The organism is Rothia sp. P13129 (genome assembly GCF_048512865.1).
GTDB lineage: Bacteria > Actinomycetota > Actinomycetes > Actinomycetales > Micrococcaceae > Rothia.
Map to the genome: position 1 here is coordinate 148968 of NZ_JBLXYA010000004.1, position 19757 is coordinate 168724.

At 48.1% G+C, this 19757-nt stretch carries 17 protein-coding genes, 1 tRNA gene and 2 riboswitches; of the genes, 6 read left to right on the plus strand and 12 right to left on the minus strand.

Annotation, left to right across the window (positions count from 1 at the left end):
• Positions 1-88: 88 nt before the first annotated feature.
• The 9 genes from gcvP to ACN081_RS04515 form a co-directional block, all read right to left on the minus strand.
• Positions 89-2938 carry an aminomethyl-transferring glycine dehydrogenase gene (gene gcvP, locus ACN081_RS04475; RefSeq protein ID WP_419107067.1) on the minus strand — a complete coding sequence of 950 codons (2850 nt, stop codon included), beginning with the start codon at positions 2936-2938 and terminating at the stop codon, positions 89-91.
• 50 nt (positions 2939-2988) lie between these two features.
• Positions 2989-3102: riboswitch (glycine riboswitch) on the minus strand.
• A riboswitch (glycine riboswitch) is annotated at positions 3103-3204 on the minus strand.
• A gap of 128 nt (positions 3205-3332) precedes the next feature.
• Positions 3333-3980, minus strand: coding sequence for an N-acetyltransferase family protein (locus tag ACN081_RS04480; RefSeq protein WP_419107068.1), 648 nt, complete (start codon positions 3978-3980; stop codon positions 3333-3335).
• Positions 3981-4152: 172 nt separating this feature from the next.
• A complete protein-coding gene (gene rplL / locus ACN081_RS04485) occupies positions 4153-4527 on the minus strand; it encodes a 50S ribosomal protein L7/L12 (protein WP_419100893.1) in 375 nt (124 codons plus the stop codon).
• Positions 4528-4647: 120 nt separating this feature from the next.
• A complete protein-coding gene (rplJ, locus tag ACN081_RS04490; protein WP_419100894.1) occupies positions 4648-5148 on the minus strand; it encodes a 50S ribosomal protein L10 in 501 nt (166 codons plus the stop codon).
• A 398-nt stretch (positions 5149-5546) separates the two neighbouring features.
• Entirely contained in the window at positions 5547-6242 is a 696-nt protein-coding gene (gene rplA, locus ACN081_RS04495; RefSeq protein ID WP_419100895.1) for a 50S ribosomal protein L1, read from the minus strand.
• A 121-nt stretch (positions 6243-6363) separates the two neighbouring features.
• Positions 6364-6792 (minus strand): 50S ribosomal protein L11, encoded by a 429-nt coding sequence (gene rplK, locus ACN081_RS04500; protein WP_419100896.1) that lies wholly within the window; start codon positions 6790-6792, stop codon positions 6364-6366.
• A 297-nt stretch (positions 6793-7089) separates the two neighbouring features.
• Positions 7090-7872 carry a transcription termination/antitermination protein NusG gene (nusG, locus tag ACN081_RS04505; RefSeq protein ID WP_419102943.1) on the minus strand — a complete coding sequence of 261 codons (783 nt, stop codon included), beginning with the start codon at positions 7870-7872 and terminating at the stop codon, positions 7090-7092.
• Positions 7873-7930: 58 nt separating this feature from the next.
• Positions 7931-8197, minus strand: coding sequence for a preprotein translocase subunit SecE (gene secE, locus ACN081_RS04510; RefSeq protein ID WP_419100898.1), 267 nt, complete (start codon positions 8195-8197; stop codon positions 7931-7933).
• 85 nt (positions 8198-8282) lie between these two features.
• Positions 8283-8355: transfer RNA gene (locus ACN081_RS04515), tRNA-Trp, on the minus strand.
• Positions 8356-8681: 326 nt separating this feature from the next.
• Between ACN081_RS04515 and ACN081_RS04520 the strand changes: the two genes are divergently transcribed.
• Together ACN081_RS04520 and ACN081_RS04525 are read left to right on the plus strand one after the other, a co-directional pair.
• Positions 8682-9887: a pyridoxal phosphate-dependent aminotransferase gene (locus ACN081_RS04520; RefSeq protein ID WP_419107069.1), complete on the plus strand. Its 1206-nt coding sequence runs from the start codon at positions 8682-8684 to the stop codon at positions 9885-9887.
• 228 nt (positions 9888-10115) lie between these two features.
• Entirely contained in the window at positions 10116-11147 is a 1032-nt protein-coding gene (locus tag ACN081_RS04525; RefSeq protein ID WP_419102945.1) for a 6-phosphofructokinase, read from the plus strand.
• An 87-nt stretch (positions 11148-11234) separates the two neighbouring features.
• Here ACN081_RS04525 and ACN081_RS04530 read toward each other — a convergent pair whose 3' ends face one another.
• The 3 genes from ACN081_RS04530 to ACN081_RS04540 form a co-directional block, all read right to left on the minus strand.
• On the minus strand, positions 11235-12371 hold the full coding sequence (locus ACN081_RS04530; RefSeq protein ID WP_419107070.1) for a YgfZ/GcvT domain-containing protein: 1137 nt from the start codon (positions 12369-12371) through the stop codon (positions 11235-11237).
• Between the two features lie 3 nt (positions 12372-12374).
• Positions 12375-13058 carry an FABP family protein gene (locus ACN081_RS04535; protein WP_419102947.1) on the minus strand — a complete coding sequence of 228 codons (684 nt, stop codon included), beginning with the start codon at positions 13056-13058 and terminating at the stop codon, positions 12375-12377.
• A 274-nt stretch (positions 13059-13332) separates the two neighbouring features.
• Positions 13333-14082: a hypothetical protein gene (locus ACN081_RS04540; protein ID WP_419102948.1), complete on the minus strand. Its 750-nt coding sequence runs from the start codon at positions 14080-14082 to the stop codon at positions 13333-13335.
• 217 nt (positions 14083-14299) lie between these two features.
• Between ACN081_RS04540 and ACN081_RS04545 the strand changes: the two genes are divergently transcribed.
• The 4 genes from ACN081_RS04545 (at position 14300) to ACN081_RS04560 (ending at position 19614) form a co-directional block, all read left to right on the plus strand.
• Positions 14300-14974, plus strand: coding sequence for a winged helix-turn-helix transcriptional regulator (locus ACN081_RS04545; protein WP_419100904.1), 675 nt, complete (start codon positions 14300-14302; stop codon positions 14972-14974).
• Positions 14975-15106: 132 nt separating this feature from the next.
• Positions 15107-16189, plus strand: a complete 1083-nt coding sequence (gene mshD / locus ACN081_RS04550; protein WP_419107071.1) for a mycothiol synthase — start codon at positions 15107-15109, stop codon at positions 16187-16189.
• 63 nt (positions 16190-16252) lie between these two features.
• Positions 16253-18493, plus strand: coding sequence for an RNA degradosome polyphosphate kinase (locus tag ACN081_RS04555; protein ID WP_419102950.1), 2241 nt, complete (start codon positions 16253-16255; stop codon positions 18491-18493).
• Between the two features lie 125 nt (positions 18494-18618).
• A complete protein-coding gene (locus ACN081_RS04560) occupies positions 18619-19614 on the plus strand; it encodes an NUDIX hydrolase (RefSeq protein WP_419102951.1) in 996 nt (331 codons plus the stop codon).
• The last annotated feature ends 143 nt before the right edge of the window (positions 19615-19757 follow it).

Genomic DNA, 19757 nt, shown 5'->3' on the forward strand with positions numbered 1-19757 from the left:
ACATACTTTCTTAACAGATGGGGTTCAGAGGTGGGGCAAACATCATTATTTACCCCACCTCAGACATATTTTGAGCCGATTAACTCAGTTAGTGTGTTTCAGAAGCAGATGATTCCATCTCAAAAGCTTCCATAGGTGGGCACTGGCAGATAAGATTACGGTCGCCGCCAGCACCATCAATACGCCCAACCGAGGGGAAGTATTTTTGATGGCGCAAAGAAGACACCGGATAAGCAGCTTCAGAACGAGAGTACGCCCGATCCCAGGTATCTGCAGTAACGACATCAACCGTATGTGGAGCATTGCGCAAAAGTGATTCTTCGACACTCACTTTTCCGCTGATGACATGCTGAATCTCATCGTAGATACAGCTCATGGCGTCGATAAAACGATCAAGTTCTTGAAGGTCTTCAGATTCCGTTGGTTCAACCATCAATGTGCCAGGTACGGGGAACGCCAAGGTCGGTGCATGGAATCCGTAGTCCATCAGGCGTTTACAGATATCTTCGGCAGTGACGCCACTAGCCGCGGTTAGCTCACGCACGTCAAGAATGCATTCATGTGCGACCAAACCATGGTCTCCGGTGTACAGTACCGGATACTTATCCCCCAGTTTTTTAGCAATATAGTTTGCGTTAACGATGGCAGTTTCGGAGCTGGAACGAAGCCCTTGAGCACCACTCATGGCAATATACATCCACGAGATGGGAAGTACCCCCGCAGAACCGTACATCGCTTGAGAAATCGGTAAGGGCGAAGATTCTTTATCGTTGTGGTAGGCGTTTGTGGGCAAGTAGGGTGCGAGGTGTTCTCTCACACCGATAGGGCCGACACCGGGACCTCCTCCTCCGTGAGGAATAGCGAAAGTTTTGTGAAGGTTCAGATGTGATACGTCTCCCCCGAATCGTCCGGGTTGGGATAGGCCCATCTGCGCGTTAAGGTTTGCACCGTCCACGTACACTTGTCCGCCGGCTTCGTGAACAAGCTGGCAGACTTCAACAACTTGTTCTTCAAATACACCATGAGTTGACGGGTAGGTAATCATCATTGCGGCGATAGTGTCACCATATTTTTCAATTTTGGCGCGGAGGTCCGCCACATCGATAGAGCCATCTTCTGCCGTAGCTACACCAGCAACAGAAAGTCCAGCCAGAGCAGCAGAAGCAGCGTTAGTGCCATGGGCAGATAACGGGATCAGGACGACGTTGCGTTGTTCTTCTCCACGCGCTTGGTGGTAAGAACGAATGGCGCGTAGCCCTGCGTATTCTCCAGATGCACCAGAGTTTGGTTGCATGGACAGAGCATCGTATCCGGTAATTTCGATGAGCCATGCAGAGAGCTCCTCGATGAGTTCTAACCAGCCTTGAGCTTGTTCAGCTGGTACAAGTGGGTGAATACCAGCAAATTCTGGCCAAGAGATAGGCTCCATCTCAGCAGCAGAGTTAAGTTTCATGGTGCAAGAGCCCAGAGGAATCATGGTGCGGTCCAGAGCAAGATCTTTGTCAGAAAGCTTACGAAGATAACGCATCATGGCAGTTTCTGAACGGTAACTGTGGAACACCGGATGCTGCATGTAATCGTCATCGCGTAGCAGTTCAGCAGGCATGGGGTATTGTTCTTCTGCGCTCTCTTCTACGAGAGTTCCGCCGAGTGCTTCCACAAGGTTCCGTAGAGTGTCTTCATCATGAGATTCGCCGATGGAGATGCTGATACGGTCACTGTTGATTTTACGAATGTTGATGCCGGCTTCAAGTGCAGCAGCAACGAGTTCGTCAGCACGTGATGGTGCGTCGAAGGCGACAGTATCGAAGAAGTCTTGATGCACGAGTTTGAGTCCAGTTGCGCTCAGGCTCTGGGCAACACGTGAAGCGTTGCGGTGCAGACGACGAGCAATCTCGCGGAGTCCCTCTGGCCCGTGATAGAGAGCGTAAGCTCCAGCGACAATGGCGAGTAGAGCCTGTGCAGTACAAATGTTACTGGTGGCTTTTTCACGGCGGATGTGCTGTTCACGAGTTTGTAGCGCAAGACGATAGGCGGGTTTTCCGGCGGTATCTTGTGATACTCCGACCAGACGCCCCGGTAAAGTTCGTTCCATGCCTTTACGGGTTGCCATGAAAGCTGCATGGGGTCCGCCAAAGAAGAATGGTAAGCCAAAGCGTTGGCTGTTACCGACGCAGATATCTGCACCAAGTTCACCGGGTGAACGTAAGAGTGTTAGAGCTAGTAAATCTGCGGTTACGGTGACGAGCGCTTGTCGTTGGTGGGCTTGGTCGATGAGCTCTTTAATGTCTCGGATGTGTCCATCATGGCTGGGGTATGCGAGAACGATACCGTAAAGGTCGCCTTCTGGAAGCCCGTCGGAGAAGTCGGTTACGACCATGGGAATATCGAGAGCTTCGACACGTCCACGAACGACGGAAAGAGTTTGGGGTAGGCATCGGGAGTCGATGGCGAAGAAACCGTTTTTAACTTTGCGGTTTGCGCGGTGCATCATCACGACGGCTTCTGCTGTAGCAGTTGCTTCGTCCAAGAGTGAGGCGTTGGCAATGTCTAGTCCGGTCAGTTCCATGACCGTATTTTGGAAGTTAAGTAGTGCTTCTAAACGGCCTTGAGAGATTTCAGGTTGGTAGGGGGTGTAGCTGGTGTACCAGCCGGGGTTTTCGAGGATATTTCGACGTAGTACGGCAGGGGTGACGCTATCGTAATAACCGGCACCAATCATCTGAGTTTTGAGAATGTTGTGAGATGCGTATTCTCGAAGTTTTTTGTGGGCTTGTTCTTCGCTGAGGGGTTCGGGGAGGTTGAGTTCTTGCTCCATCCGAATATTTGCTGGTACGACGTCTGCAATAAGTGCTGAGAGTGAGTCGTAGCCGATGGTGCTCAGCATGGCGCGGAGGTCTTCAGCTCGTGGCCCTAGGTGACGGTCAATAAATAGCATGGGATATTCTCCTGGTCTGATAGCACCTCAAAGGTGAGAGTGCGCTAAGACCTCCCCGCTCTGTTTCTGACCTGAGAGTTTTAGTCTGTACTGATGACGGTTGGGTTCATCAGCATAGATTTGCCCCTTCGGTGGAGAATCGTGTTTTCTCCTCTTCAGAGTTGCCTGGCTCAGCGGTACTTTGTGCCTGAGAGTTTCCTGGGGAGGATTTGCTCCTTCGGCGCCACCGTATTGGGTATTTTGGTGGTCTCTCCCGCTGCGCATAACAGCATATATATTTGTTAAAAGTCTGCCACATCACATCCAAAAAATATATGTTTTTCTGGCCGTGTTCTTGTATTAGGCACCTTATGTCATGGCGAGGGGAACGCTTCTTCTCATCTGTCAAGAATGACTATTTAGTTGATGAAGTGGGAAGATGTTCGTCGATGAGGCTCACCGGCGCTGGGTGCCACATGCCAACAGCCGGTTTACCACCTTTAAAAGCGCCGAGTTCGGTGAAGCCATGTCGACGGTAGAGAGAAGCGCTACGGTAGGTTGAAGCTTCAAGATAAGACCCGCACCTGCCAGTGCGCGCTAGCCGATAGTCGAGAAGTGCGCTACCTACTCCGCAAGAACGAGCAGATTCGTGAACACCGATAGTGTAAAGATACCAGTGGTCAAAAGCTGGTCGAGCACGTAAAAGTTTGATTTCGGTGATGACGGCACTAAAGAGTGAACGCCCTAAGAGTTTCGTATATTGAGGTAGGGCACGCAGGTCTGCCAGCAGGTTACCTTTTTGCCCTTCAGGGCTGAGCCAGAGTGCTGCCCCAAGGATTGTGTCATTTTCATCGACGGCGATGTCTATTTTGCCTTTAGAAGCGTAGGTGTTACGAATCTGGAATTCAAAGAGCTCACGTATTTTGGCTCCTTGATGAGTTCCACCCATGGCGTGACTCATGACGGGGTCATGTTCAAAAGCGTTTGTCAGTGCTTCGATAGCGCCTGCATAGTCAGCTTCTGTTGCTTCGCGGACAGTAAAATGGCGGTTTTTTTCTGACATATCCGGTTTTCCCCTCATGTATCTTTACCGACATTCTATATACCAAAAGGGATGAGTTGCTCGTAGAATAGCCGTCTTTAGTTCGTGTTGTGACAGGTATCTTAAAACGCCACTGGGCAGTACCGCCAAAGCGATACTGCCCAGTGTTACAAAGACTCTTGTCAAGAACCGATTACTTAAGGGTAACGGTTGCGCCTGCGCCTTCGAGCTGTTCCTTAGCCTTTTCAGCGTCTTCCTTGGAAGCGCCTTCGAGAACAGCCTTAGGAGCGGAATCAACGAGGTCCTTAGCTTCCTTCAAACCGAGGGAGGTAAGGGCACGAACTTCCTTAATAACTGCGATCTTCTTGTCGCCAGCGGATTCGAGAACTACGTCGAATTCGTCTTTTTCGTCAGCTGCAGCTTCGCCGCCAGCTACACCAGCTACTGCAACAGGAGCTGCTGCGGTAACGTCGAATTCTTCCTCGAATGCCTTAACGAATTCGGAAACCTCTACGAGGGAGAGTTCCTTGAAAGCTTCAATGAGTTCTTCAATGGAAAGCTTAGCCATGATTTTGGCTCCTTCTTATGATCAGGTGTAGAGCTTTTGTCTACATATGAAATCTTTGGGGTTGCTCATCGCTAGATGAGCGAACTAGTTGAACGGATGCTAAAACATAATCGTTGAAGATTATGCTTCTGCTCCTTCTTGCTCTTCTAGCTTGATGCGTAGTGCGTCTACAGTGCGTGCAATCTTTGCGAGAGCACCCTTTGCGCCACCTGCAACCTTTGCAAGGAGAACCTCGCGAGATTCAAGGCTTGCGAATTTGTCAACACCAGCAGCGTCGAGAGCTTCACCTTCGTAGTAGCCGCTCTTGACCACAAGCTGGGGGTTTTCTTTGGCGAAGTCACGCAGTGCCTTTGCAGCGTCAATGATTTCACCGTCGATGAAAGCAATTGCGCTAGGACCTGCAAGCTGGCCTTCGAATGCGTCGATTCCAGCTTCCTTAGCTGCAATAGCAGCAAGGGTATTCTTCACCACAGCATATTCAGTCTCAGCACCGAGTGCACGACGAAGCTGCTTGAGCTGTGCAACGGTGAGACCGCGGTACTCAGTGAGGATGACTGCGTTTGAGCGTTCGAAGCGTGCCTTCAGCTCGGAAACAGCAGAAACCTTTTCCTGTGTCGCCATGGTATTCCTTCCGATTCTTGGTCACCGGTAAAGCGTCTAAGATGCCTTGAGGCAAAAAAATAACCTCGACGCGTAAGCGACGAGGTATACCTAAAGTTTTGACATACTCATATTCTATGAGCATATGAGAACTATAGATAATATTCGTTCACCTACGCTGGCGGTTCTTAGAGAACTCTTATCATTTTGACGAGCCTTAAGCGTGTCAAAAATCAGACCGGCGGTCTTTGGTTCTTCTATCAAACCACATCTGCCACACTCTGCGCAACCTCTACTACTCACATGGGATAGGAGTCACTTAAATGAGTGGATTTCTCTTAAACGACGTTGGCCCGCACCGATATTGGTACGAGCCAACGAAGAATACTTTCTTGTTATAGAAAATATTTATGAAGTCCTTAGATAGCAACCACGGAAGGGTCAATCTGTACACCAGGGCCCCATGTAGGAGCAACAGTTACCTTGGAGATGTAACGGCCCTTTGCAGAGGAAGGCTTCAAACGGTGAATTTCTTCAAGAGCTGCCTCAAAGTTCTGGGTGAGCTGTTCAGCGGTGAAAGAAGCTTTACCGATAATGAAGTGCAAGTTTGCGTTACGATCAACGCGGAAGTCAATCTTTCCGCCCTTGATGTCGTTAACAGCCTTTGCAACATCCATGGTTACGGTGCCGGTCTTGGGGTTAGGCATGAGGTTGCGAGGGCCAAGAATCTTACCCAAGCGACCAACTTTGCCCATCATGTCAGGGGTAGCAACTGCTGCGTCGAAGTCAGTCCATCCGCCAGCAATTTTTGCGATGAGTTCGTCAGAACCAACGAAGTCTGCTCCTGCTGCTTCTGCAGCTGCTGCTTTATCGCCAGCGGCGATAACAACAACGCGAGCGGTCTTACCGGTGCCGTTTGGCAAGTTGACGGTACCGCGTACCATCTGGTCTGCCTTACGGGGATCTACGGAAAGACGCATTGCAACCTCAACGGTTGAATGTGCTTTTTCAGAAGAGATGTCTTTAACAAGCTCAATTGCCTCAGCGGCGGTGTAGAGCTTGCCCTCTTCAATTTTGGCTACAGCTGCCTGATACGCTTTGCTGCGCTTTGCCATCTGCTTTTCTCCTTATGCAGTTGTGGTCTTTTTGAGTCGCGCTCGACTCTGCCACATACCCTTACGGGTGATAAATACTTTCAAAAACCAAAAATTATTTTGGGTTATTTAGGCGGTGAAGTTACTTAACTTCAATACCCATGGAGCGTGCAGTGCCCGCGATAATCTTTGCTGCTGCATCGATATCATTTGCGTTGAGGTCAACCATCTTGGTTTCCGCAATTTCGCGAACCTGAGCTTCGGTAATGGAACCAACTTTGTTGGTGTGAGGAACACCGGAGCCTTTAGCAACGCCAGCAGCTTTCTTAATCAAACCAGAAGCTGGAGGGGTTTTGGTCACGAAGGTGAATGAACGGTCTTCGTATACGGTGATTTCTACAGGAACGATGTTTCCACGCATGGATTCGGTTGCAGCATTGTATGCCTTGCAGAATTCCATGATGTTAACACCGTGCTGACCCAATGCAGGGCCAACGGGAGGAGCCGGGTTAGCGGCACCAGCCTGAATTTGCAGCTTAATGAGGCCTGCGACCTTCTTCTTGGGAGCCAATGTTAGGTCCTTTTCTTAGCTGTTGAACCAACGCACAGGAGCGTGACGCTGGCGGGTGACAGTCGTGGCGCGACCGTCGATATGCGTAGGCGCAAGCGTAAACGCGCGCATACAAACCACCATTCTAACGGGTTATGAGATATTTACCAAGAAAAAGGCTCAAAATATAGTGTCTCATTCAACACAAAGAATAAAGCCTATTTCTTACACCCAAAGCTTTTATAAAAAGATGGGGTGTTCCATACACACGTACAGAACACCCCATCGTGAGAGCTTTATCAAAAACTCAAGATGGTTTTAGACTTTCTCAACCTGCGAGAAAGATACCGTTACAGGAGTCTCACGTTCGAAGACAGAGATGAGAAGAACCAATGAAGAAGATTCTGGCTTAATCTCAGAAATGGTTGCTGGGTACCCCACGAATGGGCCGTCTTTAACATTGACGGTTTCTCCGACTTCGTAATCAACCTCAATTTGAGGCTGAGGAGGTTCAATGTTGCCAGCCTTCGCCTGTTCTTCAACAAATACCGGAGCCAACATATCGATGACTTCGTTCAAACGTAGTGGAACAGGGTTGTAGGCGTCAGAGCCGACAAATCCGGTAACACCGGGAGTGTGGCGAACAAGACCCCATGACTCATCGGTTAGTTCCATGCGCACAAGAACGTAACCGGGAATACGAACACGGCGAACAATTTTTTCGACAGTGTTTTTATATTCTTTGACTTCTTCCATAGGAACTTGTACTTCAAAGATGTAATCTTCCATGTTCAAAGTCTGCGCACGAGATTCGAGGTTGCCTTTAACCTTGTTCTCAAAACCAGCATAAGTATGAACGACAAACCAGTCGCCTTCTTGACGACGCAATTGAGATTTAAAAGCCTCTAGAGGGTCAACCGCTGGCTCAGAGTCAACAGCAGATTCTTCCTCAGAAGTTTCTTCTGAGGCTTCGAGGGTTTCTTCTTCTGAGGCGTTAACGTCTAGAGCGTCTTCTGCCTCGACCTGCGCGTCATCAGCGGTAGCCTGCTCAGAAACCTCAACAGCTTCCTGCGCTTCGTGTGCAAGTTCCTGCTCGGACACGGTTCTCCTACTTTCTCTTGAACTTATCTGGCTCTATTAGTTGCAGATTCTTAAAAGTTTACTTAATTGTTCCGTTTCCGAAAATCCAGAACGCAGCCTGACCAAATAGATAATCAAGACCGAAGATGAGAAGAATCATGAAAGTAACGAAGCCCAAAACAATAATGACGTAGTTGACGAGCTCTTTACGAGTGGGAGTCGTAACTTTTTTAAGTTCGCTAATTACTTCACGAATAAATTGGAAGATACGCGCGAAGATTCCGCGACGTTTTGTTACGCCGTCCTCTTGAGTGGCGGCGGTTCCGTTAGTGGCAGTTTCAGCCATGGCAGGCCCGCCCCTTTCTGCTTAGGTCCATCTCAAAAAACGTCTAGATTAACGCCTTTTTATTGAATTCTTTACGGAGCTATTGCAGGGCGGACAGGACTCGAACCTGCAACCTGCGGTTTTGGAGACCGCTGCTCTACCAATTGAGCCACCACCCTTTGAACTTTCGTTCATGCACTGCGTTGAAAGTCATAGACATTTCAGACAGCACGGTATCGTTCGGTTGCGAACAACAAAGACTACTGTAAGGGATTATTTTGTCTTTGGCAATTCCAGCAACACTTTTTATTGCATATTTCACGTTCAAATAAGTGCTTTTAGCGTCCAAAAAACCATTATTGCACTGTAAAACATCTGTTTTTCTTAGAGTTTATCTCGATAGGCTCTCGTCACGGCACCCGAAGATTGTTTAGCATGGTGATACGAGCATATTTTTCAAGCAAAGTGCCGTTAAGAATTGCGGTACAGAAAGCAGGTCTCGACCATGACTACCCAACGTATTTCCCCCCGTATTGGAGCTATTGCCCCTTCTGCAACTTTGGCTGTTGATTCCAAAGCAAAAGCTCTTATCGCACAGGGTAGACCAGTCATTGGATTTGCTGCAGGAGAGCCAGACTTTCCCACCCCCGATTACATCGTTGAGGCAGCAGCGCAAGCACTCAAAAATCCACAGAATTTTCGGTATAGCCCAACGCCCGGCCTGCCAGCACTCAAAGAAGCTATCGTCAAAAAAACACGACGTGATTCAGGCGTTGATATTGAGGCTTCTCAAGTTGTTGTCACCAACGGCGGCAAGCAAGCAGTCTACGAGGCTTTTGCAACCGTTATCGGAGACGGGGATGACGTCCTCTTACCAGCCCCCTATTGGACAACGTATCCAGAAGCTATTCGTCTTGCTGGAGGAAATCCCATCGAAGTTTTTGCTGACTCGCATCAAGACTACAAAGTCAATGTAGAGATGCTCGAAGCAGCTTATACTCCTGCCACGAAAGCCCTTATCTTTGTTTCTCCGTCAAACCCTACCGGCTCGGTATACACCCCTGAAGAGACAAAAGCCATTGGAGAATGGGCATTGTCGAAAAAGATTTTTGTTATCTCTGACGAAATTTATGAGCACCTCACCTATGACGGCGTTCAAGCAACTTCTATCCTCAAAGCTGTTCCAGAGCTGGCCGACTACGCCATTATTCTCAATGGTGTTGCAAAAACCTATGCGATGACGGGTTGGCGTGTTGGTTGGCTTTACGGCCCTGCCGACGTTGTTAAAGCGGCAACGAACCTACAATCTCACTTGAGCTCTAACGTCAATAACATTGCACAACAGGCTGCACTTTGCGCTGTTTCGGGCCCTCTTGATGCAGTGCATTCTATGCACGAAGCCTTTGACCGTAGACGAAAGGTCATGGTTGCAGGTCTTAATGCTATTGATGGTGTTTTCTGCCCAACTCCTCAAGGTGCCTTTTACGCTTATGCAGATGTTCGCGGGCTCTTCGGCAAGAGCATCGGAGGGGTCAGTATTGACAGCTCAGCAACTCTTGCAGAAGTAATTTTAGATCAGGCAGAAGTAGCTGTTGTACCGGGTGAAGCCTTTGGTCCTTCCGGTTATCTACGCTTATCGTACGCGCTAGGAGATGATGATTTAGCCGAAGGTTTGGGCCGTATTCAAAAGCTTTTAGCTACTGCGGTGTAGGTATTTGTGGTTGATGGGGTATATCACCTGATTCAGACACACCAACAACTCCCACAACTACCCACATAACACCAAATTCATTACAATAGATTGAAGGATAGGTTTCCGTAGAAACTCTTGATTTTTCAGGTTTTACTTTAGGTAAAACACACACGAATTCAAGGTGACGCAGAAGCAAAAAACATAAAAACCCAACTTTACGTTGTGGGACTTTAGGAGACGCACGTTATGAAAATTGGTCTACTCACCTCCGGTGGCGACTGCCCAGGACTCAACGCCGTCATTCGCGGCGCTGTACTTAACGGAATCAAAACATACGGACACGAGTTCGTTGGATTCCGCGACGGCTGGCGTGGCGTTGTCGAAGGAGATTATATGGATCTCCCCCGTACCAAGGTACGCGGTCTAGCACGCCAAGGCGGAACAATTCTCGGAACCTCCCGCACCAACCCGTTTGACGGACCACACGGCGGACCCGAAAACATCGAAATCATGATGGAACGCAACCACATCGACGCTATCGTCGCCATCGGCGGTGAAGGAACCCTCGCCGGCGCTAAACGCCTAGCAGATGCAGGACTACCTGTTGTTGGTGTTCCCAAAACAATTGATAATGACCTCCAAGCAACGGACTACACCTTCGGATTCGACACCGCAGTATCTATCGCAACCGATGCAATGGACCGTCTACGCACCACCGGCGAATCTCACCACCGTTGCATGGTTGCAGAGGTGATGGGGCGTCACGTTGGCTGGATTGCGCTACATTCTGGTATGTCTGCAGGCGCTCACGCCGTCCTGATCCCCGAACAAAAAGTTTCGATGGAACAAGTTGCAAAGTGGGTCAGCGAAGTTCACGAACGCGGACGCTCCCCCTTGGTTGTTGTCGCAGAGGGCTTCATCCCTGAAGGGTTCGATGAAGTACTGCACAATAAAGGCCTCGAAAAAGACGGCCGTCCCCGTCTCGGAGGTATCGGAGAATACGTCACCCAAGAACTCGAACGTATCACCGGAATTGAAACCCGCAACACCATTCTTGGTCACATCCAGCGCGGTGGAGCACCCACCGGTTTTGACCGCGTTCTGGCAACTCGTCTTGGTATGGCAGTTATTGATATGGTTCATGACAAAGACTGGGGCAAAATGGTAGCTCTCCAAGGCACCGACATTAACCGTGTAGACCTCTCAGTAGCACTCGACGGACTAAAAACTGTTCCGCAAGAACGCTGGGATGAAGCTAAAGTTCTCTTTGGACGCTAAAGAATAAAACCACCTCATAAAAGCTGAGGGCTTTGGGTGTATTACCACAAGTAACACACCCAAAGCCCTCAGTCGTATCACCAAAGTTTATTCTTCACGACGTAAGAACTGGCGGCGTTCTTGGCGCCCAACAGCCTGCCCTGCATCAGCAGAGACGATGACAGTCTGAGCCGCTGCATAATGAACTTCGCCAGCACCCTCCAACTCATCAACAACACGCAACGGAGCTTGAGGATCCACAGAGCGTTTAATAACAGCTAGCGCAATAGGCCCCGCTTCCCAATGCTGAGCGACAGAAGTGATAACCCCTACTTTCCGAGTGTTGAAATACACGCCAGCGCCAACAGTTGGCAGAGTATGTTCAGAACCATCTAAGTCAAGAAAAACCAAACGTCGAGGAGGGTGCCCGAGGTTATGTACACGAGCAACCGTTTCTTGACCTTTGTAACAGCCTTTAGAAAGATGCACTGCACTTCGCAGATAATCTAGCTCATGAGGAATACTCTTATGATCGACTTCCGTTGCATATCGAGGTCTCCACGCTTCAATACGCAACGCTTCAGCAGCCCACATGCCTACAAGCTCGCAAGCACTAGCAATATCTAGGAGTTCTTCACGAGGGATAATAGACATGAAACGTTGGTAGTCACAGGCAGGATGCTCTTGTGCATCTATTTCGGTGTAACTGACTCCCCCCGCACAAACACTATGCCAAGGGTCTTCCCAACACGGAGCTTTCGAGAGAGCCTCCGGCACCTGAATATTCGTACGAGGGTCATCCCAAGAACACAGCACCGCATAGTCTTCGCTGACATCAGAAACCGTCACATCAAGCATAAATTTCATAGAGTTGAGGTACTCGCTCAATGGCTGATTCTGTTGTGGTTCGCATATTAGCCAGAGTTTCTCCCCATCTTCAAGAACATACGGGGCATACTCAATACGCCCTTGTGGGCTAAGTAATAGCAACTCGGTACTATGGTGAGCAGACAACCCCGAAAGCTCTTGTGAAGAGAGAGAACTAAGCCAACGATGCCGGTCAGACCCACCAACGGTAACTACCCCAAGATGAGAATAATCAGCAATGACATGGCGTTCAGCGCCTAAGCTGATACGTCGTTGCTCTCTAATGGGGTCACCATAATGTGCCGCTACGGGTGCGTCTACGCCAGAACCAGCAAATACGCCGTATGCCTGATGAAGAGGGCTAAGGTACTCTGACATCTTCTAGTTCTCGGTATCTTTCGAAGAGTCTTCGGAAGTTTCAGCTTCGGTGTTAAAGACATGTCCGCCAAGGTCCAGACCGCTCATGGAACCTGTTTTGCGTAGTTCTGCTGAAGCATGTTTATGGAGTTTTCCCTCTTGATCAGCAATTTCCCAATCCCACATGAGGTTTCCATTCACCAGACCCCAAAGACGCACTGAACCAGCGTATTCTTTAGAGATTTCATCGCGCATGAGGTTTCCGGTTTGCATACGAATAACAGGGCCTTTAATGAGCCCTACATAGTTTTCACTAATACCGCCGGGGTGAGTGATAGCAGCAAGAATGTTAAACCCGTCATCACCGTTACGTAGTTTTTCAACTGATTCGGCGTCAGGGTAGGCAGGTACGATGTCAGCAGGTTTAAGTCCTGGGCCAACATCTGCATCGCATTGGGTTCTGTCAATCTGCCAGAAACCAGTCTCTACTGTGAGCGGGCGCAGTTTATTTCCGTCATCGTCAAGGAGGAAGGACTCTGCACGGTATTCAACGAAGGGTAAACCATCTTGTGTAAATGTCATGATTTGCCCAAATGGTGTTCCGTTTTCTTCGTCGTACCATAAGGTTCCGGTACCTTCCCACGTGCCAAGAAGCCATGAGAGTGGAACAAGTTCGGGGGTTAAATTACTGGGAATTTCAATAGGCATGGTTCTAGTCTATAAGCCATCATAATTTTGCGCGATACTACAGCTACATCAACAAAAAACTTATATTTTCTGGTGTTCAGAAGAACGCAATAAAAAAGAGGTGTCAACGCTCTACAGTGAGCGTCAACACCTCTCATAGAGTCGACGATTGGAAAATATTATTTTTGCCCTTTAAAAAGCCCTCGAACAACAGCAAACATGCTTCCGAAGATGCATGCCCCCGATAAAGCTAATAGGCAAAGAAAGAAAATTTCTAGTGCAACGTTCATGGGCTTCACCCTATCATAGATGTGAGCATAATCGCGATAACATAGCTGATGACTCCCACAAAGGCTACCGGTGTAACACCCAATGTTACGGCCCCTCGTCGAGGCCCTTCTTGAGGCCCAGCAGAGACAAGACGCGCACCAACTAACGCTGTTAATACGCAGACGATAGTCCCCGCCACCATCATCGGCAACGGAGAATGAGTGCTCTGATACACATTAGCCAGCCCTACCCATCCGGCAACGGAAACAGAAGCGAGAACGCCGGTAGAGCACGCTATCACCGACTCTAATCTGCCGCGAGCGCCTTCTCCTCGAGAAAGCTCAATTAGGAAGCTTGCAACGACGCCTAACGCTGCAATGGCAGGTAGGAGGTAGAGTCGCTGTTGTTGCGTGTGGATGGTGAGAGTCATAGTGACCGCGCATAACCCGCTGAGCAGAATAATTACGGAATGAGAGTAGATTCTTCTGACTCGACGTAGTTCAGCCACGCCGGTTGCCGCAGGCCATCCTCCCGCAATAAGAGCCACTACCAAAAAACCGAATCCAGCAGTCAAGGTGGGGCTAAAAAAAGAAGTGACAATAAAGCATAGAAGAGAGAAAAATGCGCAGAGAGCTACAAGCCGATACCGTGAAGATGTTGTTCTTCCGATAGCGCCGATGCGCCCTGAATACATCACCTGATCACGGTGTTTTCTAAGTTGTGGGATGAAGTTTCGGTAGATGTAACCGTTTGTACGGTGGGGTGTTTTAGCCATATATGCCTATATTCTCGCTGACCGTCGATATCTTCTCAAGTGCTTTCTGCAATGTCTTCTTAGGAACTACTCTACCTAGTGTTTTTCTTAAGAGGTGTATCCATATTCGGTTCACGTCGTGTTCAGTTCAATATAAGTTTTATATGATGGTCTACATATTGTTTTTGTAGAGTACGAACTCAACACCGTCCGATGTATCAAGGAGAGATAACGAAAGATGCTTCATATTCTTTTACTTTCGGATCTCTCTCCTTCTCCTGTTCAGGTGTTACCAGCTTTAGATTTGTTGAGTCACCGATGTGAACAGGCACCGTTAAATCTTTCTGTAGCGCAGATTGATACCGAAAATACTGATGTGGTGTTTATTGATGCCAGAGAGGCGCTTGTAACAGCTCGCAATACGGCTCAGCTTCTCAAGGCTGCCGGTTTAAGTGTTCCTGTTGTCATGGTGCTAACCGAAGGCGGTATGGCGGCAGTGTCTAACACGTGGATGGTCGATGATATTATTCTTGATTCTGCAGGGCCTGCAGAGTTAGAAGCACGTTTGCGTCTTGTCACCGCTCATATAGAGCAAGAAGTCGAAGACTCAACCGTGATACGAAGCGGTTCTGTCACTATCGATGAGGCATCGTATACTGCCCGTTTGCACGGGACTCCTTTGAACCTTACCTATAAAGAGTTTGAGCTGCTCAAGTTCTTGGCACAACATACGGGAAGAGTTTTTACTCGTAGTCAGTTGCTATCAGAAGTGTGGGGATACGATTATTTTGGTGGCACTCGTACAGTAGATGTGCATATCCGTCGTTTACGCTCAAAATTAGGGATTGAGCATGAGCACCTCATTTCGACTGTGCGCAATGTTGGATATAGTTTTAACGCTCCACGTTCCTAAACCGTTGAGAATCGTAGGTTATGCCCTGTTCACTGGTTGTTTAACGAGATTTTAGGGGATCTTCTCATCTCATTATGGCGTCTTGTTCGCTTCATAAACCATCACTCGCGGTAGAGTTAAGAGGATAGTTATTTGTCCTCTATATCTATACGTAACGAATCCGGTGACGTTGTCATGTCTTATCGCGAAGTGCAAGAGTTTAATACCTGCACTGTTGCTCTCTCACGGTCAATACACGATTTTGCCCAATCTTTACTCAGCGTAGAAGGGACGTGCCCGTTCTCAGAGCAATCTCTTCTTCTGGTCGATAGAATCTGCCATAGCTCAGGGCAAGAATCATCGCCCATGGTGGGGGTCAGCATGTATGAGGGCACGACCCTCATAGGGGTGTTTCTTGCGTTAAACATTGAAGGTACACAACTTCTTATAGAGGGGGGTGTGCACCCACAATATCGGGGGCAAGGTCTTGGTTCGGCGCTCACACAAAAGCTCTTTGAACGTATCGACGCAGATTACCCGCACTATACTCTCGTAGCGTGGGCGCATCAGGTTCGTGCAGAACAGGGCCAACAGCTCATTGAACGTTCTACGCATTTAGCGCAACGTCATGGCCTCGAGCCGGTACGACGTCTACACCAGCTTGAATTTGAGCTCACACCAAGCTCTCGTCAGCAACTATCAGAATTAGTTCAACACAACCCTATTTCAGCAGAATACACGGTGCGTCCGTTTATTCCAGGTACTGATAACCAGCAGTGGCTAGAGCTTAACGCTCAGGCCTTCGCACAACACCCAGAGCAAGGATCACTTACCGCAGAAGACTTAGCTCAAAGGCTCCACGCTGATTGGTTTAACGCTGAGGGTTTCTTACTTCTTGAAACCATACAGCCCCTAGAAGATGGCCAAAAACAGACACCACAGCTTGCAGGTTTTCATTGGACCAAAATACCGGCAGGACAAGAACATCAAAAGCTTCGAGAAGGCGAAGTCTATGTTCTTGCGATATCCCCTGAACATCAAGGAAAAAATCTTGGTAAGGCACTCTTATTTGAGGGGATGAACTATCTGGCACAAGTACGACTCAAAGACGGCTCGTCTTTGAACCGAATTATTTTATATGTCGATGAAGAAAACCATGCCGCGTGGAATCTTTACCGTCAGATAGGTTTTGAGTCTCTTTCTACCGACATTATGTATGCCATAACAGCACACTAAACACCTGAGCTCATTTTTATAAAACTTACATATACCCGTTGTTCTACCGTTGAAAGGAACATCATGGCCGAAAAAGTTCAGCGTCAGCGCCCGATAGATGTTGAGGAGAATTCTCAGCATATCGTCACAGATATTAGCAAAATCGAACGTGCAAAAACTCAAGGAGACCGCATTGAGGCGGTAGAGAAACTTGTGCTTCCAGATGTTCAAGGAAACTTCGGCCCAGAACGTTTCTTAGATCGAGAAACAAGCTGGCTAGATTTTAATACTCGTGTTTTAGAGCTGGCAGAAGACCCCGATTTATATTTGCTTGAGCGTCTCAACTTCTTATCCATCGTTGGGTCAAACCTCGATGAATTCTTTATGGTGCGCGTAGCAGGCTTACGTCGACGTATTGCAACAGGTATTGCTGTTCCCACCCCTGCTGGCCTATCGGCAGACGCGCAAATGGAACAGATTGCAGACTCTGCCCATCAGCTGATGGAACGTCAGCACCGTTGTTTCCATCAAGAAATTCTCCCTGCGCTGGCACAAGAGAATATTTATCTTGTTCGCTGGTCAGACATCACCAAAGAAGAGCAAAAACGCCTCACCCAATACTTCTTATCTGAGGTATTTCCTATTCTTACTCCGTTGGCTGTAGACCCAGCACACCCCTTCCCCTATATTTCGGGGCTATCGTTGAATCTTGCGGTGGTTATACGTAGTCCGCAAAGCGGTAAATCCCTCTTTGCGCGCCTGAAAGTTCCCGATCAAATTGATCGTATGATCTCTTTAGATGGGTCTCGTGCACTGAACTCTCCTTCACGTGAAGCACGTTTTATCTCCCTTGAAGAAGTTATCTCTCATAACTTGGATTATCTCTTCCCTGGTATGGAAATTGTTGAACAGCATGCGTTCCGTGTAACCCGTAACGAAGATTTAGAGGTTGAAGAAGATGATGCAGAAAACCTGCTCAAAGCTCTCGAAAAAGAGTTGCTCCGTCGTCGTTTCGGCCCTCCGGTACGTTTAGAGGTTGAAGACACTATCACCCCCTATACGCTATCTTTGCTCATCTCTGAGCTACGCATCGAAGAATCTGAAGTGTATAAGCTACCAGCGCCTTTAGATTTGCGTGGTATGAGCCCCATTGTTAAAGCTAATCGTCCAGCCTTGCATTACCCTAAGCATGTTGCTCACACTTCACGATGGCTCAATGAGAACGAAACCTCAAAAGCTGCAAAAGTTTTTGCGGCAACACGTTCACATGATGTGCTGCTCCACCATCCTTATGATTCTTTTGCAACGAGTGTTCAAGCATTTTTGGAACAGGCAGCTGCAGACCCGAATGTTATGGCCATTAAGCAGACGTTGTACCGCACTTCTGGAGATTCTCCGATTGTGGATGCGCTGATTGAAGCTGCTGAAGCCGGTAAACAGGTACTTGCTCTTGTCGAAATTAAGGCACGTTTTGATGAAGAAGCCAATATTAAATGGGCTCGTAAGCTAGAACGTGCTGGTGTCCATGTGGTGTATGGCATTGTGGGTCTTAAGACGCACTGTAAACTTTCGCTGGTTGTTCGTAAAGAAGGCGACAAGCTCCGTCGTTACTGCCATATCGGTACGGGTAATTATCATCCCTCTACTGCACGGTTCTATGAGGATTTGGGTCTGCTTACCTGTGATGAACAAATTACAGAAGATGTCTCACGTCTATTCAATCAGCTCTCAGGATATGCTCCCAAAACGAGTTATACGTCGTTGCTTGTGGCGCCACATTCTATTCGTTCTGGGCTGATTGAGCATATTAACCGTGAGATTGAACATCAGCTTGCTGGTCGAGAAGCAAAGATTCAGATTAAATGTAATTCCATGGTGGATGAAGCAATTATTGACTCTCTCTATCGCGCCTCTCAAGCCGGTGTTAAGGTCAATGTTGTTGTCCGTGGCATTTGTTCTTTACGTCCTGGAGTTCTGGGCTTATCAGAGAACATTCAGGTGCGTTCCATTTTGGGACGTTTCTTAGAACATTCTCGTGTGTTTACCTTTGCTAATGGTTCAGAACCGAAAATTTTTATCGGTTCTGCAGATATGATGCACCGCAACCTTGACCGTCGTGTAGAAGCGTTAGTCCCTATCAAGAATGAGGCCCACCAACAATATCTATTGGATATGTTTGACCTCTATGTTTCAGATAGCACCTCAAGCTGGCACCTTGATAGCCAAGGTACGTGGAAACGTCATTATCTGGATCAGGATGGCAATCCGCTAACAGATGTTCAATCCTATTATTTGGAATCTCGAGAGCGTCGACAGAGAAAATAATAACTTTTTAGAGTTTGAGTCGTAAGCGGATTATCATTTGTGCGCTTCGGTTCTTTAGAATGTCTTGTGGAAGGTTTTCTTCCACAAGACATTCTTTGTTCACACACAGGTAAGGCCCCTCCGCTATGGCAAAAGAGTCGGTGTATTCTGCTCATCGTTGTGATGACGATTATTCGGTGACACGTGTTAGCGATAACGAAGTACCTGTTACGGCAGCAGGATGTATCGTCTGGCGTTATAAGCATGAGCGTTTAGAGACTCTCATCATCCACCGCCCTCGCTATGATGATTGGTCGTGGCCTAAAGGCAAACAAGATAGTGGCGAAACAATTGCTGAAACTGCTATCCGTGAAGTCCGTGAAGAGGTGGGGTTAGACGTTACGCTTGGGGTGCCTCTGGCCCGCACCGAATATCCTGTTAAACGTAAAACAAAACATGTTTACTATTGGGCGGCGGAAGTATCTGCTGCCACAAAACCTCACGCCGATATGGGTGAGGTAGATGAATTGCGCTGGGTCACGCCAGAACAGGCGTTTACCATGCTAACCAACGAAACAGATCAAGAACCTCTTGAAGCGTTAGTTCGTCTTTGGGAGCAAAAAGATCTTGCAACTCGTTCTCTTGTGGTGATTCGTCATGCAAAAGCTAAGCCACGTTCAACGTGGACTGCTGCCGAGGGGGAACGCCCGTTAGCGGCAACTGGTAAACGTCAAGCATTATCGGTATGCCGACTTTTACAAGCTTGGGCTCCTCAAAAAATTTATTCTTCACCGTGGAAACGCTGTATGCAAACAGTGGCTGCATACACTAAAAATACGGGTATCACTATTAAAGAGAAGTCTTCTTTGACGGAGGATTCTCATCATCGTCACCCTAAACGTGTTGTGCGTTTTGTGGAATCTCTTTTTGATAAAGAATATCCGGTGGCTTTGTGTACTCATCGTCCTGTTTTGCCGACGGTTGTTGAGGTTTTTGCGAAGAGTGTTCCTCAGTCTATAGCCAAAAATTTTCCTTCTCGTGACCCACGTTTAGAGTTAGGTGAGTTGTTGGTGCTTCATATCAGTAAGTTACGTCCTACGCGTATTGTATCGTGGGAGCGTATTCGTTCTTTTGACGACTAATCAGCTCACCATATTAGGTGTGTTGTTAACCTCTCTCTTTTTCTAGGAGAGAGGTTATTCTTATTTTGCGTAGGCTAAGATAACTGGTATCTAGTTTTATTGTTGTCTACCAGATTTTCCTATGTTCTCTTCTGCTCCAGCGT